The sequence below is a fragment of the Bradyrhizobium sp. BR 1432 genome (assembly GCF_051547705.1).
Taxonomy (GTDB): domain Bacteria; phylum Pseudomonadota; class Alphaproteobacteria; order Rhizobiales; family Xanthobacteraceae; genus Bradyrhizobium; species Bradyrhizobium zhanjiangense.
This window is the reverse complement of sequence record NZ_JBPUGF010000003.1, coordinates 3888075-3904128: the sequence shown is the minus strand read 5'-3', so window position 1 is coordinate 3904128 and position 16054 is coordinate 3888075. Positions and strand designations below refer to the sequence as shown.

Sequence of the window (16054 nt, the reverse complement as noted above, 5' to 3'; positions counted from 1 at the left end):
ACAAATGGTGGGCACGGCGCAAGTGCGCCTTTGCCCACCCTACGGCACCTGCGTTCACCCCCGTAAAATCGCCAGTGCCAGCGCCTGTGCGCGCGGCACGATGCTGTCGAGCTCGAGATATTCCTCCGGCGTGTGCGCGAGCCCGCCGACCGGTCCGAGGCCGCAGATGGTCGGCGTGCCCACGGCGGCGGTGAAGCCGGAATCGGCGCAGCCGCCCGAGAACTCGCCCTGGAGCGTGGTAAGGCCGACCTTTCTTGCGGCGGCCTGATAGCCTTCAAACAGCGCCCTCGACTCCGCGCTCTGCACCACCGGTACGAACTCGCCCTTGATCGTCAGCGTCGCGCTGGTGCCCGGCACGTAGGACGTCGCGACGATCTGCTCGATCGCGGCCATCACCGTCGCGCGGTCTGCGGGATCGACATAGCGCAGGTCGATCTGGCCTTCCGCGTAAGGCGCCGTGGTGTTGACGGATTGCCCGCCCGAGACCAGGCCGACATTGAGCGTGATGCCCTTGTCGAGATTGGTCAGCGCGTGGATCTGCACGATCTTGTGCGCGAGCTCGCCGATCGCGCTGACGCCGGCGGCGAAATTGGCGCCGGAATGCGCGGCTTTGCCGGTGATGGCAAGATGCATGAAGATGCCGCCCTTGCGCCCCGTGACGACGTTCCCGGTGGGGCGGCCCGGCTCGGAATTGAACACGGCGCGCGCGGCGCGTCCTTCGCGCTCGATCACCGGCCGCGAGGAGGGCGAGCCGATCTCCTCGTCCGAGGTGATCAACAGCTTGATCGGGTGCGGATTGCCGCCGAATTTGTGGAAGGCGGTCGCCACGAACACGTTCATGACGAGCCCGGACTTCATGTCGGCAACGCCGGGTCCATAGGCGCGGCCATCTCGAATCGTGAATGGACGCCGTCCGGCCTCGCCCTTGCCGAACACGGTGTCGCGATGTCCCATCAACAGCACCGGCTTCTCATTGCTGCCGGGCTTTGCGACCTCGGCATGGATGGCGTCGCCAAACGTGCCGTGGCTTTCGCGCCGGAACGGAATGCCGTGCTCGGCAAAATGCCGCTCGAACCGCGCACCGACCGCATCGACGCCTTCCTTGTCGTAGGATCCGGAATCGATGTTCACGACATCGCGGAGCAGATCGATCATCGCCTGCCGCTGCGCCGCCAGCCAGTCCGTGATTTGAGCTTCAGACATGTTTATCCCCGTGTGGTTCTCACGGGGGTTATAGAGCCTCGCGCTGGCGCGACCTAGTCGCCGGATGCGGTGCGGCCATGTTGCGTGCTGCGGATTGGGACGCGTAGTGCCTCCTTAGTGTCGTCCTGGCGAAAGCCAGGACCCATACCGCGGAACCTCTCGAGTATGGGCGGTAGGTGTACCGGACGACTAATCTTCGCCAAACCCCACCTTGGGGTAATGGGTCCCGGCCTTCGCCAGGACGACACTGAGAGTGCGGCGCAGGTTGCCTTGAAAACAAAATGCCCGGGCCAAGCCCGGGCATCTGCATTCTCAATCAGCGCGGCCGCCTCACGCCCCGATCGGCACGCGCGGATATTCACCCGGCGTGCCCGCGGGCGGGATCGGGATGCCGCCGTCGGCGTATTCGTTGAGCTTGTTGCGCAGCGTGCGGATCGAGATCCCCAAGATATTGGCGGCATGGGTGCGGTTGCCGAGACAGTGCTTCAGCGTCTCCAGGATCAGGTCGCGCTCGACATCGGCGACGGTGCGCCCCACAAGCGCGCGCGTCACCTGCTCGGCGGCCATGGTCGCATGCGCCACCACCGGCGCGGTCTTGGCGAGGTCGAGGCGGTCGCCGTCGGGCGTGATGATCGCGTCGAGGCCGATCTCGTCGCCCTGCGCCATCAGCACGGCGCGATGCATGGTGTTTTCGAGCTCGCGAACGTTGCCCTGCCAGCGGTTGCTGGAGAGCACGCGGCGCGCCTCCGCCGAGATCGGGCGCAGCGGCACGCCGTTGGCCTCGGCATATTTCTTCACGAAGTGCTGGGCGAGCTCGAGGATGTCGGCGGGGCGCTCGCGCAGCGGCGGGATCTTCAGGTTCACGACGTTGAGGCGGAACAGCAGATCCTCGCGGAACGTGCCTTCGCGCACGGCTTCAGCGAGGTTGCGGTTCGAGGTCGCGATGATGCGAATGTCGACGGCGACCGGCTTGGTGCCGCCGACGCGGTCGATCACGCGCTCCTGGATGGCGCGGAGCAGCTTCGATTGCAGGCGGACGTCCATCTCCGAGATTTCGTCGAGCAGCAGCGTGCCGCCGGTCGCTTCCTCGAACTTGCCGATGCGGCGGGCGATCGCACCGGTGAAGGCGCCCTTCTCGTGGCCGAACAGCTCGGACTCCAGCAGATGCTCGGGGATCGCGGCGCAGTTGATCGAGATGAACGGACGCTTGGCGCGTGCCGAGCGGGTGTGGACGTAGCGGGCCAGCACTTCCTTGCCGGTGCCGGACTCGCCGGTGATCATCACCGAGGCATCGGAGCCCGCGATCTGCTGGGCGAGCTTGATCACCCTGGCCATCGCCTCGTCGCGATAGACCAGCTCGCGGGAATCATCGGCAACGGCAGCCAGCACCGCGGCGATCAGCTCGGGATCCGGCGGCAGCGGGATGTATTCCTTGGCGCCGGCATGGATCGCGGCGACCGCGGCGCGGGCATCGTTGGTGATGCCGCAGGCGACGATCGGAGCGTGGATGTGCTCGGCTTCCAGCCGCATTACGAGGTCGCGGATGTCGAGCGCGACGTCGACCAGCAGGAGGTCGGCACCCTTGCCGCCGCGCAAGACGCGCATCGCCTGCTCGTGATCCTCGGCATGGGTCACGGTGGCGCCGTTCTCCATCGCGATCTTGGTGGCGGTGGTGAGCTGGCCCTTCAATGTGCCAACGATGAGAAGCCGCATGTCAGTCTCCTGTCCGTCTGGTCGCGCTGTTGCGCGTCATTCCCGTGTATTCGCTAGCCGCGTTCGGTCTTGATGATTTCGGTCATGGTCACGCCGAGCTTGTCCTCGACCAGCACCACCTCGCCGCGGGCGACGAGACGGTTGTTGACGTAGATGTCGATGGCCTCGCCGACGCGGCGGTCGAGCTCGAGCACGGTGCCGGGCCCGAGCTTCAACAGCTCGCCGACATCCATCTTGGAGCGGCCGAGCACGGCCGAGACCTGCACCGGCACGTCGAACACGGCTTCGAGGTCGGCGGCGACGCGCGCCGCATATTCGTCCTCGTTGTAGCCGACGTCGGTGCCGGCAGGCGGCATCGGGCCGTTGAGATCGGGCAGCGGGACCTGTCCGTCGGTGTCGCTCATGGCTTAATTCCCCCTGCGGGACGCGATATAGCGTCCGACCATGTCGTCGATCTTGGCCGCGATGGCGCCGCGCTCCAGCACGACGCCGCCATCGGCCCATTCGATCCGGCAGTCGCCGGTGGCAATCTCCGGCTCGGCCAGGATCACCAGCCGGCCTTCGAAGCCGCTCTGCTTGGCGAGCCGCTCGATCTTGTCGCGCGCAGCGTCATAGAGCGCGTCGTTGATGCGGACGACGAGATGCGGCGTCGCGACCAGATGCGAGAAGCAGTCCTTGACCAGCGCGACGATCTCGCCGAGCGGCTCGGCGGCGACCAGATCGGCGCACAGCTTGCGTGCCACCGCGACCGCGACGTCGACCGCCTCGGTCTCCATCTTGGACTCGATGTTGCCGATGCTGGAGGCGATGCCCCGGATCGCGATGTTGATCTCCTCCATGGCGAGCGCGACGCGGCGGTCGCTCTCGGCCTTGGCCTCGCGCTGGCCCGCGGCAAAGCCGTCCTGATAGGCGCGTGCCTCGGCTTCCGCGACCTTCTGGGCGATCTCGGCCGCCGTCGCGGCCTTCTCGCGCGTCGAGCGCTCGGGTGCGGCGAAGTCGGTATCGAACAGGAATTTTGCCGGAGCGCCCATCAGTACACCAGCTCGTTGTCGGCGCGGTTCTTGGTCAGCATGATCTCGCCCTTGGCGGCGAGGTCCTTGGCGAGGTTGACGAGCAGCGCCTGGGCCTCGTCGACGTCGCGCAGGCGCACCGGGCCCATCGCCGCCATGTCGTCCTGCAGCATCTTGGCCGCGCGCGAGGACATGTTGCCGAAGAAGAAGCTGCGGACGTCCTCGTTGGCGCTCTTGAGCGCGACACCGAGCTTGTCCTTGTCGACGTTGCGCATCAGGGTCTGGGCCGAGCCGGAATCCAGCTTGACGAGGTCGTCGAAGGTGAACATCAGCGCCTTGATGCGCTCGGCCGATTCCCGGTTCTCCTCTTCCAGCGAGGTGATGAAGCGGGTCTCGGTCTGGCGGTCGAAATTGTTGAAGATTTCCGCCATCACCTCGTGGGCGTCGCGACGGCGGGTCTGCGACAGGTTGGACATGAACTCGGTGCGCAGCGTCTTCTCCACGCTCTCGATCACCTCCTTCTGCACGGCTTCCATCTTCAGCATGCGGTTGACGACGTCGAGCGCGAGCTCCTCCGGGAAGATGCCGAGCACGCGCGCGGCGTGCTCCGGCTTCAGCTTCGACAGCACCACCGCGATGGTCTGCGGATATTCGTTCTTGAGATAGTTTGCGAGCACCTCTTCCTGCACGTTGGAGAGCTTCTCCCACATGTTGCGGCCGGCGGGGCCGCGGATCTCGTCCATGATGCCGTTGACGCGCTCCGGCGGCAGGTATTGCTGGAGCAGCCGCTCGGTGGCGTCGAAATTGCCCATCAGCGCGCCCGAGGCCGACATGCGCGAGACGAATTCGAGCAGCATGTCCTCGACGGTGTCGACCTCGACGGTGCCGAGTGTCGACATCTCAAGCGAGAGCTGGCGCACCTCGTCGTCGTCGAGCAGCGACCAGATCTTGCCGCCATATTGCTCGCCCAGCGCCAGCATCAGGATCGCGGCACGCTTCGGCCCGCCCAGCGCGGCGGTCTTGGCGCCGCCCGCGCGGTTGCCGGCGCGCTGACCGAGCGTGGAGATCACGCTGGTGATGTCGTTGGAGTTGGCGTTTTGCAAATTGGCGGCCATGTCAGATCACTTCTTGATTCACTTGGCAAAGTTACTTGGCTTGGGTTATTTCGCGGGTTCGGTCAGCCACTGGCGGATGATGGCGACGGTTTCGTTGGGGTTGCGCTCGGCGAGCTCGCCGACGCGATGAACGGACTGGGCGTGGACCTGGCCCTGGATGGTGGCGACGTCGATGGCGCTGGCGGCGCCGCCCGGCAGCAGCGGCTGGCCGGTGGCGGGTGCGGCCTCTTCCGAAGCGGAGGGGCCCATCAGCACACCGGAGATAGCGGCGGCGACTTCATCGGAGGCGAGAATGCGCTTGACCAGCGGGCGGATCACCAGGAACAACACGACCAGGCCGAGCAGCATCATCACGCCGAGCTCGACGAAGTACATGACGTCGTCCTTGGTGAACTGGAGCATGCCGAGGAAGCCGCTAGGCTCGCCGATCGGAGCGGTGGAGGGCGCGTCGGCGAAGCGAAGATTGACGACCTCGACCTGGTCGCCGCGCTTCTGGTCGAAGCCGATCGCCGAGCGCACCAGCGCGGCGATGCGGTCGAGCTGCTCCTTGGTGCGGTCCTGATAGGCCAGCTCGCCCTTGTCGTTCTTGGAATAGATGCCGTCGACCAGCACCGCGACCGAGATACGGTTGACGCGGCCGGCCTCGGTCACCTCGGTCTTGGTGGTGCGGGAGATCTCGTAATTGTTGGTCTCTTCGGTCTTCTTGCTCTGGTCCTTGGCCGCGACGCCGTTGTTCTGCTGATTGCCGGGCAGCTCGTTGTTGACGGTGACCTGGCCGTTGTTGTCGGCGGTCATGCTCTGCTCTTCGCGGGTCTGGCTCGAGCGCAGCACGCGGCCTTCGGGATCGAACTTGTCCGAGGTCTGGGTGACCTTGTTGAAGTCGAAATCGGCGGAGAGCTGTACGCGGGCGCGGCCGGAGCCGACCACGGAGGAGACGATGTCCTCGACCTGCTTGCGCATCCGCTTCTCGAAGGCGATGCGGCGCTCGTCGCCGACCGCCTGCTCCGGATCGGTCGCGGCGCCGTCGGCGAGCAGCTGGCCGGCTTCGTCGACGATCGAGACCCGCTGCGGCTTCAGCCCATTGACGGCGGAGGCGACGAGGTGGCGGATGGCGCGGATTTGCTGGGCTTCCAGCGAGCCGCGGACGCGGACCACGATCGAGGCCGACGGCTCCGGCGCCTCGCGCGCGAACAGCGGGCGCTCGGGCAGCACCAGGTGGACCCGGGCGGCCTGGATGCGGTCGATGGCGCGGATGGTGCGGGCGAGCTCGCCTTCGAGCGCGCGGAGGTGATTGATGTTCTGGACGAAGGAGGTGGTGCCGAGCGCGTCCGACTTGTCGAACACCTCGTAGCCGACGCCGCCGCCCTTGGGCAGGCCACCCTCGGCAAGCTTCATCCGCAGGCGCGTGACCTTGTCCTTGGGCACCATGATGATGGAGCCCTCGTTGCGGATCTCGAACTGGATGCCCTGGCGCTCCAGGTCCTTGATGATGCCCGAGGAATCCTCGACACTGAGGTCGGTGAACAGCGTCGTCATCTGCGGCGTGGTGACGCGCATGATGACGAACGCGAAGAAGCCGATGAGCGCGGCGGTGACCGCGATCATCGCCCCGAATCGGGCGGCCCCGATACCTTTCAGGAAGTTGACCAGACCTTGCAAGCAACCGCCCCAACAGATTCGGCCGCTTTCACTGGAAAGGCCGAGTGGGCAATTATTGCCTAGGTGATGGTTTCGATATGGTTAACGACGGTTAAGAGGTCCGACAAAAGTTAACACGATGAAAAATCGGCCCCGCAGGGCGAGGCCGATTTTCGTCAAAAGCTGCAGATTTCCGGATCGCTTACTGGCGATATTGCTGGATGCGGGTGGTGCGAAGACCCGCCAGACCGTGCTGGTCGATGGAAAACTGCCAGGAGAGGAATTCGTCGACCGTCAGGGTATAACGGCTGCAGGCCTCCTCAAGGGAGAGAAGTCCTCCGCGCACAGCGGCGACGACTTCGGCCTTGCGGCGGATGACCCAGCGTTTGGTGCCGGGTGCAGGCAGATCCGCGATCGTCAACGGACTGCCGTCCGGCCCGATGACGTATTTTACCCTCGGGCGATGGGGTTCTGTCATGGCGTACTCACAAACTCTCAACCACTGAACTCACGCCGTAACCCTACGCCCCGCGGCTTAAAAATCCGCTAAGCCTAAGGCTTCAATACAATTCTCGTTGAAACTGGCTGGAACGCGCTCGTCTCGGCCGGCGGGACGGGTGCGTCCAGGCCAGTCGAGGGGGACTTCGTAAATACTTTACTAACGAACGAGGGCTGCGCGGGGTGCTGCATGGCCCTAATCGTCGTCCTGGCGAAAGCCAGGACCCATTACCCCGGGGAGTAGTTCTCACGAAGACTCGGGGTTACGTCCTCGCTTCAAAAGCGACTTTCGGTGGCTATGGGTCCTGGCTTTCGCCAGGACGACACTGAATGTGTAGCCGCACCTATCTCAATTGCTGCCGGTGGCGATGATGCTCTTGACCTGGCTCAGGGTGTAGCTGGCGCCGTCGATGGTGAGCAGCGGCGGCGACTGGGTCAGGTCGACCGACGACACCGTGCCCTGCACCTGCGCGGCGATGCCGACGGTGTTGTTCGCCACATCCTTGCCCGTGGCCGAGATCGTGTACTTGCCGTCGGGCCATTGCGTGCCGTCATTGCCCATGCCGTTCCAGGTGAAGGGGATGTCGGTGCCGGCGGCGGCGGTATATTTGCCGGTGAACACGGTCTGGCCGCTGGCATTGGCGACAGTGATGTCGACGGTCGAGTTGGTCGGCACATTGAGATGCCAGGTCGCCGACGATTTCGTCATGGTCGCGGTCGAGCCGTCGACCAGAGCGGTCTTGCCGACGAAGCCCAGCGCCTGGGTCGCCTGCGTGGTCTGCTGCAGGGTGACGAGCTGGGACAGCGAGTCGTTGGTCTTGAGCTGCTGCTCGACGCCGGCGAACTGCACCAGCTGCTGGGTGAATTGGTTGGTGTCGAGCGGATCCAGCGGGTTCTGGTTCTGCAGCTGCGTCGTCAGCAGCGTCAGGAAGGTCTGGAAATTGCCAGCGAGCGTCGATCCCGTGGTCGAGCTCAGCGAGTTCGACGAGGAGGATTTCGGGATGTCGGTCGTCCCGGAGACGACGGAAGGTGCGGTGGCGGCATTCGTGGTGGCCATGTCGAATACTCCTTACACTCTGATGTCGACGCCGCTGCTCGGCCCATACATGCGGCCGTAGCCACGCCCGACGGGCGCCGCTGCAACGGTTTCGTCCTCGCTGATGATCAGCCGGCGGGCATTGCCGCCATTGTCGTTGTTCTGGCCGGAGTTCTGGCCTGACGAATTCTGGTCGCGCAGGCTGAAGGACAACCCGTTGCTGCCGGTCTTGAAGCCGGCGTCGTCGAGCGCGCGCTGCAATTGCGGCGCGTCCTGTCGCAGCATCTGCAGCGTCTCCGGCTTCTCCACGGTGAGATGCGAGGTGACCTGGCCGTTGCGGTCGACATTGATGCGGACGTCGATGCGGCCGAGCTCGACCGGATCGAGGCTGATGTCGAAGCGGGACTTGCCGGCGCGCACGGCGGCCGCGATCTCGATCGGTATGCCGCTGATCGGCACGGCCGTGTTGCTTGCCGCGGTCGCTGTGAGCGTCGCGGTCGATGCAGTGGCAGTCGAGGTGGTGTTGGTCAGCGGCGCCTGCACGGCGGAGGCGGCTTGTGCGCTGGTATCCGTCGCGGCGACAGCCGCCTGCGGCCCCGCATGAACGTGCGTGGCGGATGCGCCAGGGACCGCATCAGCGGTACGCTCGGTGCCAGCCGCCTTCGCGTCAGTCGTTCCGCTATCGCTTTGCGGCTTGGCGGCCTGCGGATGCGCGGCGCCGTTGAGGAGCGCTGCGCCCGCTGCTTGCGGCGTGGCGGCGTTCGCCTTGCCGGTGTCCTGGCCAATATTGGAGATGTCGGTCTGGGCCTGCGCCGTGGCCGCGGCCTTGAATGAGGTCTTCGGCGTGCCCTGGTCCACGGCGGCGATCAGGCCGCCATTGGCTTTCGCATCAGTCGCGGTGGCCTCGCTCGTGCCGGTCGCGGTCTCGCCGAGCGTGGTCGTGGTGTCCGCATCGACCTCGGCGCTCGCAGTCTTGGCGCTCTTGTCGCCCGCGGTGGTGGTGTCGGTCTTGACGCCTTGGATCTGCGCCGCGGTGGAGGCGCTGGCGGCGAGGCCGGCGGCGGCGATGGTCAGCGGGGAGGCGGAGCCGGTGGCCTGGTTCGCAGCCGCATTCGGATCGACCGGCACGACCGGCGCGGCAACGACGATCGCGTTTGGATCGGGCACGGCGACTTGCGTCGCATCGGTCGCCACGGCGGCCGCCGCATCGACGGCGGCGACGACGGTGTCGGTGCCGTCGGTCTTGTCACCCTTGGTCTCGTCGGATTTGTCGGCCGATTTGGCGTCGGAGGCCTCGACCTTGCCCTTGGTCTTGCCGGCGTCCTTGGCCGGATCGGTCGTCGTGTCGCTCGTCTCATCGTTCTTGGTCGGCGCGGACGTGTCGGCGTCGTCGCTCGCCTTGCTCTGCGAGGACTGATCGGCGGATGACGTGTCGCGCGCAGCTCTGTCCGAGGAGGACGACGAGGACGAAGCATCGCTCCGGCGCGGCGCAGTGTCCTGCGCCTGCGAGGCTGCGTTGTTGCTGATCGCCTGGGTATTGCTGTCGACCAGCGAGCCGAAGGAGTTGGTCGCGGCCGGATCCTTCGTCGCCTGCGACCGGGCAGGCTTTTGCTGCGTGCTTTGGACTTGCACGCTTGCCACGACATCTGACGTCCGACCGACCACAGGCGACCCCTTGGAAACATCTTCGGCATGGAGGGTAGCAAGGAGCGGGCCAGCGTCCTTTCCTGCTTATTTCAGTAGTAAAATCAATCCCTTGTGAAATCGGTGCGGCCGCCGCGAGGCCTGCCGCGACCCCGTCATTTCTGCCTCCCCGGCAAGAATTGCCCTAAGCTGGCCGCCCGCGTGATTGCTTCACCGGAATGCCGCCTATATTAAAGAGGTCACTCTCAGCCGCTTTCGACCGGGCAGTCATGCCCCCCGGGGGAACCAGGGTTCCCGGGGATCGCCTGATATCCCGCCGGAAGCACAGGAAACGCGGATCACGCCACGCCGCCGTCACAACGCTTTAAGGCCCATGCTCAACAGTCTGGATCTCGAAGGCCGTCCTGAGGACACCAGGGTCGTCGTTGCCATGTCGGGCGGCGTCGATTCTTCGACGACGGCTGCGCTGCTCAAGGCTGAGGGCTACGACGTCGTCGGCATCACGCTCCAGCTCTACGATCATGGTGCGGCGACCCATCGCAAGGGCGCCTGCTGCGCCGGCCAGGATATCCACGACGCGCGCGACGTCGCGGCCAAGCTCGGCATCCCCCATTACGTGCTCGACTATGAGGACCGTTTTCGCGAGTCCGTCATCGACAACTTTGCCGACTCTTACGCGCTCGGCGAGACGCCGGTGCCGTGCATCGAGTGCAACCGTTCGGTCAAGTTCCGCGATCTCCTGAAGACCGCGCGCGAGCTGGGGGCCACCGCGCTCGCCACCGGCCATTACGTCGCCTCGCGCCGCCTCGACAATGGCTCGCGCGCGCTGGTGTGCGCAGCCGACGCCGATCGCGACCAGAGCTATTTCCTGTTCGCGACCACGCGCGAGCAGCTCGACTTCCTGCGCTTTCCCTTGGGCGACATGACCAAGCCGCAGACGCGCGAGCTCGCGCGCCGCTTTGGGCTCGCGGTCGCCGACAAGCACGACAGCCAGGACATCTGCTTCGTGCCGACGGGACGCTACACCGACATCATCACGCGTCTGCGGCCGAACGCGATGGACCCCGGCGACATCGTCGGTCTCGACGGACGCGTGCTCGGCCAGCACAACGGCATCGCCAATTTCACCGTCGGCCAGCGCCGCGGCCTCGGCATCGCCGCGACCGCGCCGCTATTCGTGGTGCGGCTGGATGCAGCAAACCGCCGCGTCGTGGTCGGTCCGCGCGATGCTCTGAAGATGCACCGCATCGTGCTGCGCGACGTCAACTGGATCGGCGACGGTGACATCGACCGCGCCATCGGTGGCGGCCTTGAGATGTTCGTGCGTGTGCGCTCGACCCGCAGCCCGCAGCCGGCGTGGCTGCGCGGCGGCAATGGTCATTACGAGGTCGAGCTCGTGGCCGGCGAGGAGGGCGTCTCACCGGGCCAGGCCTGCGTGTTCTACGACGCGCCTGGCGGCCAGGCGCGCGTGCTCGGCGGCGGCTTCATCCAGAGCGCCGCAGCGAAGGTCGCTACGAGCACGGCAAGGCCGCTTGCGGAAGCCGTGCGCGGCTGAGGAAATGACGACATCAAGCACAGATGGTCGGGCTGGGTTCACCTCTCCCGTAGGGGAGAGGTGAAGTAAGGGCAGGGGGCATGGCAGCAGATATCTCGCGGGCCGGGGTCGAGAAGGCCTATGGCCGCTGGGCGCCGGTCTATGATCTCGTGTTCGGCAAGGTGTTCGACGCCGGACGGCAGTCGACCATCGCCGAGGCCGACCGCATCGGCGGCCGCATCCTCGACGTCGGCGTCGGCACCGGCCTGTCGCTGTCGGACTATGCGCGCACCACGAAAATCTGCGGCGTCGACATCTCCGAGCCGATGCTGCGCAAGGCGCAGGCGCGCGTGCGTGCGCTGCGGCTCTCCAATGTCGAAGTGCTCTCGGTGATGGACGCGAAAAACCTCGCCTTCCCCGAAAACTTCTTCGATGCGGTGGTCGCGCAATATGTCATCACCGCCGTGCCCGATCCCGAAGGCACGCTCGACGAGTTCGTGCGCGTGCTCAAGCACGGCGGCGAGCTGATCCTCGTCAACCACATCGGCGCCGAGACGGGCCCGCGAAAAATGTTCGAGCTCGCCTTCGCACCTGTAGCCCGCCGCCTCGGCTGGCGCCCGGAATTTCCGTGGGAGCGCCTCGTCAATTGGGCCGCCAAGCACGGCGGCGTCACGCTTGCCGAGCGCCGACCGATGCCGCCGATGGGGCATTTTTCGCTGATCCGCTACCGCAAATCGTGATGGTGATTGGACTGGCGCGCAGCCAGCCAAGCCGGCAGTGCGCCCCCTCTCCCGCTTGCGGGAGAGGGTTGGGGAGAGGGCTCTCTCCACCAGCGATATCTCTCGCGCGGATAAAGGCTTCATCACCCCGTCATTGCAATGATGGTGGGAATACCTCAGGGGACCGCGCGATCACATCGCGCTGCGCCCGGGAACGGGCCGCTGGCCCAGCGCGTTTCCTTCCCATGCGCACGAACATCATCCTAGCGGGCCTCCTGATCGCCGCCTCCGGCAGCGCGATCGCGCAGGCCCCGCCCGCCCCGGCGACGCCGCCGCAACAGACCGCGCCGCCGTCCCCGCAACATCCGACCAATTGCACAGCCCAGGACCGTCTGAACCGCCAGCCTGACGGCACCACCACCGGCCAGGCCCGGGAACCGCTAGGCGACAAGCTGGCCAAATCCGAGGGCGTGCTCTGCCCGCCCGCCGGCATCGACCCCGAGATGCACGCGCCCGCGCCCGACACCGGCGCCAACACCCCGGTGATCCCACCCCCGGGCAGCCCCGGCGGCGATCCGAACGTGCGGCCGAAATAGGCTGATTCTTCGCCCCCTTCCTTCGCCTCTCCCCGCCCGCGGGAGAGGCCGGAATCCGCGCAAAAGCGCGGATTCCGGGTGAGGGGGACTCTCCACGGGTCTGGTGTCGGAATGGGCCGGTCCGTCGCTGAATTCACTCAGCTAATCGACCGGGCTTTGCTTGACTTCCCGCCGCCCCCTTCCTTATATGCCGCGCGTTCGCGAGATCGGCCGTTTCGGCCACCGCGAGCCCTGTGGCGGGGTAGCTCAGCTGGTTAGAGCACGGGAATCATAATCCTGGGGTCGGGGGTTCGAGTCCCTCCCCGCTACCATCTTTCCCCACACTCCTTTGACTTGGTTCGGATAGGCCCTTTCCCCAAGGAGGGCATTTAGCCGGCCAGCTATCTCCACGGCTGCACCACCCGGGCGCGCCGGATCGCGGAACACAGTGACCGTGTCGACCAGGTCTCTGATAGCTTCCGCGGCCTCGCCGTCGCCCGCGCTGGCACCTTTTGCTAGAGCTTCTTCGAGCCGACCGAGTTGCTCCTCATAACGTTTGAGGATGGCCGGATGCAGCGCGACTTCTTTCGCGGCTGGCGGTTGACTCTGTAACTCCTCCGAAATTCGCTTTCGTTCGGCATCCAATGCCGTGGATCTGGGGCCGAGCACGGACGGATCGCCATGTCCCTTTGCAATCGCATCCACCAGTCGTTCGATTTCCCGGTTTAATTGCCCAAGCTGCTGCTCAAGGCGCTGCCGCTTTGCGTTTGATGAAGCTATGAGGCGCTTCCGCTCCTCGTGATACGTGCGTACGTACTCCGCGATAACCTTCGGGGAGCGCAATTCGGCCTTTAGCCCGCTGAGGACTGCACTCTCGACCGTGTCCAAATAGAACGTCTTGGGATCAGGACATGTGCCGCTCTCCGTCGCTGCCGAGCAGCGAATGCGAACGCGCCCCGATTTGTCCTTTCCATTCGCTGCCATGCCCGAGCCACATGAACCGCAACGGAGTAGGCCAGATAGCATCCGACGAGGCCGACGTTGATGGTTGGGGTGTCCATAACTGCGCTCCCCTCTGCGTTGCTGAGCAGCTGCGAACAATTCTGGACTGACAATTGCAAGATGCGGCACTTCGGTAACTTGCCAGTCAGTCTTGGGATTCGGTCGTGACAGGCGCTTTCCCGAGTCGGGATCCTTCACCATCCTGACCTTGTTCCAGACCAGGCGCCCTACATAAAGCTCGTTCTGGAGAATTCCGGCACCCCTCTCAACGTTGCCGTTAATAGTTGACGCATTCCATGCGCGCCCTCGCGGAGGCGACATCCTCTCTTTGTTGAGATCGTGCGCGATTTCGCGAGGCGTTCGACCATCCACGTATTCCTGAAAAATGCGCCGGATTACTTGTGCCTCGGCCTCGATGATGACCCGTTCGCCGCTTTTTCCGGCGACTGCGGCATATCCGTATGTCAGGCCGCCTCCAGCCAAACCTTGCTTGACCCGCCCTGCTTGGCCACGACGCACCTTGTGAGCGTTGTCCTCACGATAGAGTTGTCCGACAAGGCCGCGAAGACCGACCAGCACGGTATTAACGACGCCTTCGTGAACTGCCCGGATCTCGATCCCGAGAAAAGATAGCCGCTTGTGGATGCCCGCGAGATCTTCCATGTCGCGAGAGAGGCGATCTAGCGCTTCGACGATCACTACGTCAAAGCATCGTTCCCGGGCTTGATCCAACATCTGCAGAAGGCCCTCGCGTCCCATGACAGAGCCACCTGAACGGGCCCGATCTTCATAGGTGCTGACAACTGTTAGGCCTTCGCGCTCGGCATAGTGTTGACAAAGTAAAAGCTGATCTTCAATTGAACGCTCATTTTGAAGATCGGTTGAGAATTCGAGCATAGATCGTCGCTCTCTTCCTTGTCTCTTCGATTGGCGAGCTCTCTTTCATGATCTTCCCTCGCGGCCAGACGAGCAAGTACGCGCGCGATGCGTAAGATCGCCTTGTCTGGATTCGCCTGCAAGGACAATTTGCGATCTGCATCCCTCACGATCGAACCTCTAGGTTACCGTGCCCAACGAGATGCGCGCCCCTGCGCTAGCGCCAATCCGCAAAGTTTTGGCGGTGGTGATCATCCCGAGCATCATGCTTGGATGAGATGTCCAAGCGGAAGGTCGTTATGAGCTCGTCGTGAAATAGGATGCTGCGGCGAAGAAAAACGAGGAAAACGCGACAAGCACCAGATAGCTGTCCTTGGACATGCTGACTTTTAATCAGCGGGTTCCAGGCTCGAGCCCTAATACGCCCACCAAGCGAATTAAGCACTTATCTCCGATTTCCGAAGTTCCGGAACCTGTGCCTTAGATGCCCAGGCCATTTTGGGGCCACCTCCACAAAATTTTTCCTCAGGACGGCCGCTTAGCACGCGCGAATCGTGGAAACGGCCCTCTCGCTGAAACAGGGGTTCGATTCCCCTCATCGCTTTGTTCGACGAATATCAGTCCAAAGAAAATGCGAAGCAGGCACCGGCCCGATCTACAAGATCTTGACCAATACGTCATGTCATCAGAAACATGAAGGCAAATGCTCAACATGGCTTCTGGAATGGCTCGCCAGTGCCATTAGGCTATGTTCTGGTCGAGGTGGAGAAGCGCGGCACGAAGATCAAGAAGACGCTCGCAATCGATCCCGTCGATGCAGAAACTGTCCAGCTTATCTTCAAGCTCTACCTCTACGGCGATGGCTCATCGGGGGCACTCGGCGTCAAGGAAGTCGTCAAATGTGGCTCAATAGCCGCGGGTACCGCACCAGAAAGGGCAAGACATTCGTGCGCGGAGCCCGAAGGTAGTGGCCCCACGCGTCACAACCGGGCCGATCTTGCTCACGGGCCTGGCGGTCTGCGCAACTTGCGAAGGAGCAATGACATTACGCACCGGCACCTCGAAGACCGGCCGCGTCCATCGCTATTATTCCTGTTCGACCTTGCAGCCGAAAAGGAAAAACGGCTTCCGCAGGTAGAATTCCTGTCCGAAGGCGTCGCGGAAGAAGCGGCTATAGCTGTGCACGGCGATCACGTCGAACGCATGCTCACCGTCACAGGCGCGTTCGATCATTTGCTGGAAAACTGGCCGTTTGTCGTCGGTAGCTGATGCGCCAGCTTCGATAAACTCTCCGACTACTTGGTGGCCTCTGGCCTCGCACCATGCGAGCATCTGAGCGCGCTGATCGGGAATTGAGAGATCGTGTTTCGCCTGCCGATCCGTCGAGACGCGCAAGTAGAAGGCTACTCGGGACGCGTTGATGTCGGCTGCGATTTCCATTTTACGCTCATGCTCGCTCATTTCTTCAGGCCTTTCGTCCCTGACTTTCGC

At 64.3% G+C, this 16054-nt stretch carries 14 protein-coding genes, 1 tRNA gene and 1 pseudogene; 4 read left to right on the top strand and 12 right to left on the bottom strand.

The genetic code is table 11. From position 1 onward, the window contains the following. Positions 1-54: 54 nt before the first annotated feature. The 9 genes from ACSKB8_RS18790 to ACSKB8_RS18750 form a co-directional block, all read right to left on the bottom strand. Complete coding sequence (locus tag ACSKB8_RS18790) at positions 55-1203, bottom strand: M20 family metallopeptidase (protein WP_438105631.1); 1149 nt, start codon at positions 1201-1203, stop codon at positions 55-57. A gap of 330 nt (positions 1204-1533) precedes the next feature. Continuing rightward, positions 1534-2916, bottom strand: a complete 1383-nt coding sequence (flbD, locus tag ACSKB8_RS18785; protein WP_438105630.1) for a sigma-54-dependent transcriptional regulator FlbD — start codon at positions 2914-2916, stop codon at positions 1534-1536. Between the two features lie 53 nt (positions 2917-2969). Next, positions 2970-3320, bottom strand: coding sequence for a flagellar motor switch protein FliN (gene fliN, locus ACSKB8_RS18780; RefSeq protein ID WP_091888362.1), 351 nt, complete (start codon positions 3318-3320; stop codon positions 2970-2972). A gap of 3 nt (positions 3321-3323) precedes the next feature. Then, complete coding sequence (locus tag ACSKB8_RS18775; protein WP_370988278.1) at positions 3324-3947, bottom strand: FliH/SctL family protein; 624 nt, start codon at positions 3945-3947, stop codon at positions 3324-3326. After that, entirely contained in the window at positions 3947-5041 is a 1095-nt protein-coding gene (gene fliG / locus ACSKB8_RS18770) for a flagellar motor switch protein FliG (protein ID WP_438105629.1), read from the bottom strand. The genes ACSKB8_RS18775 and fliG overlap by 1 nt, the downstream gene beginning before the upstream one ends. A gap of 45 nt (positions 5042-5086) precedes the next feature. Continuing rightward, positions 5087-6700 carry a flagellar basal-body MS-ring/collar protein FliF gene (gene fliF / locus ACSKB8_RS18765; protein WP_438105628.1) on the bottom strand — a complete coding sequence of 538 codons (1614 nt, stop codon included), beginning with the start codon at positions 6698-6700 and terminating at the stop codon, positions 5087-5089. Positions 6701-6881: 181 nt separating this feature from the next. Continuing rightward, complete coding sequence (gene sciP, locus ACSKB8_RS18760) at positions 6882-7157, bottom strand: CtrA inhibitor SciP (protein WP_002714638.1); 276 nt, start codon at positions 7155-7157, stop codon at positions 6882-6884. A 369-nt stretch (positions 7158-7526) separates the two neighbouring features. Next, positions 7527-8234 (bottom strand): flagellar hook assembly protein FlgD, encoded by a 708-nt coding sequence (locus tag ACSKB8_RS18755; protein ID WP_438105627.1) that lies wholly within the window; start codon positions 8232-8234, stop codon positions 7527-7529. A gap of 12 nt (positions 8235-8246) precedes the next feature. Next, complete coding sequence (locus ACSKB8_RS18750; RefSeq protein ID WP_438105626.1) at positions 8247-9878, bottom strand: flagellar hook-length control protein FliK; 1632 nt, start codon at positions 9876-9878, stop codon at positions 8247-8249. A 352-nt stretch (positions 9879-10230) separates the two neighbouring features. Between ACSKB8_RS18750 and mnmA the strand changes: the two genes are divergently transcribed. From mnmA to ACSKB8_RS18730, 4 genes are all read left to right on the top strand, one after another. After that, positions 10231-11412, top strand: coding sequence for a tRNA 2-thiouridine(34) synthase MnmA (gene mnmA / locus ACSKB8_RS18745; protein WP_438105625.1), 1182 nt, complete (start codon positions 10231-10233; stop codon positions 11410-11412). An 80-nt stretch (positions 11413-11492) separates the two neighbouring features. Next, entirely contained in the window at positions 11493-12131 is a 639-nt protein-coding gene (locus ACSKB8_RS18740) for a class I SAM-dependent methyltransferase (RefSeq protein ID WP_438105624.1), read from the top strand. 224 nt (positions 12132-12355) lie between these two features. Beyond that, entirely contained in the window at positions 12356-12706 is a 351-nt protein-coding gene (locus tag ACSKB8_RS18735) for a hypothetical protein (RefSeq protein ID WP_438105623.1), read from the top strand. Positions 12707-12941: 235 nt separating this feature from the next. Next, a tRNA-Met gene (locus ACSKB8_RS18730) sits at positions 12942-13017 on the top strand. Positions 13018-13597: 580 nt separating this feature from the next. On the opposite strand, the pseudogene ACSKB8_RS18725 reads toward ACSKB8_RS18730, so the two are convergent. The 3 genes and pseudogenes from ACSKB8_RS18725 to ACSKB8_RS18715 form a co-directional block, all read right to left on the bottom strand. Further along, positions 13598-14584, bottom strand: a pseudogene (locus ACSKB8_RS18725) (recombinase family protein); the annotation flags it as partial. After that, positions 14494-14733 carry a hypothetical protein gene (locus ACSKB8_RS18720; RefSeq protein ID WP_438105622.1) on the bottom strand — a complete coding sequence of 80 codons (240 nt, stop codon included), beginning with the start codon at positions 14731-14733 and terminating at the stop codon, positions 14494-14496. The gene ACSKB8_RS18720 and the pseudogene ACSKB8_RS18725, both read right to left, overlap by 91 nt. Before the next feature lie 916 nt (positions 14734-15649). Further along, positions 15650-16003: a recombinase family protein gene (locus ACSKB8_RS18715; protein ID WP_438110582.1), complete on the bottom strand. Its 354-nt coding sequence runs from the start codon at positions 16001-16003 to the stop codon at positions 15650-15652. Positions 16004-16054: the final 51 nt, after the last annotated feature.

Coding starts and splice junctions, on each gene's coding strand:
- ACSKB8_RS18790 (WP_438105631.1), bottom strand. CDS start 1,203: ATGTCTGAAGCTCAAATCACGGACTGGCTGGCGGCGCAGCGGCAGGCG.
- flbD (WP_438105630.1), bottom strand. CDS start 2,916: ATGCGGCTTCTCATCGTTGGCACATTGAAGGGCCAGCTCACCACCGCC.
- fliN (WP_091888362.1), bottom strand. CDS start 3,320: ATGAGCGACACCGACGGACAGGTCCCGCTGCCCGATCTCAACGGCCCG.
- ACSKB8_RS18775 (WP_370988278.1), bottom strand. CDS start 3,947: ATGGGCGCTCCGGCAAAATTCCTGTTCGATACCGACTTCGCCGCACCC.
- fliG (WP_438105629.1), bottom strand. CDS start 5,041: ATGGCCGCCAATTTGCAAAACGCCAACTCCAACGACATCACCAGCGTG.
- sciP (WP_002714638.1), bottom strand. CDS start 7,157: ATGACAGAACCCCATCGCCCGAGGGTAAAATACGTCATCGGGCCGGAC.
- ACSKB8_RS18755 (WP_438105627.1), bottom strand. CDS start 8,234: ATGGCCACCACGAATGCCGCCACCGCACCTTCCGTCGTCTCCGGGACG.
- mnmA (WP_438105625.1), top strand. CDS start 10,231: ATGCTCAACAGTCTGGATCTCGAAGGCCGTCCTGAGGACACCAGGGTC.
- ACSKB8_RS18740 (WP_438105624.1), top strand. CDS start 11,493: ATGGCAGCAGATATCTCGCGGGCCGGGGTCGAGAAGGCCTATGGCCGC.
- ACSKB8_RS18735 (WP_438105623.1), top strand. CDS start 12,356: ATGCGCACGAACATCATCCTAGCGGGCCTCCTGATCGCCGCCTCCGGC.
- ACSKB8_RS18715 (WP_438110582.1), bottom strand. CDS start 16,003: ATGGAAATCGCAGCCGACATCAACGCGTCCCGAGTAGCCTTCTACTTG.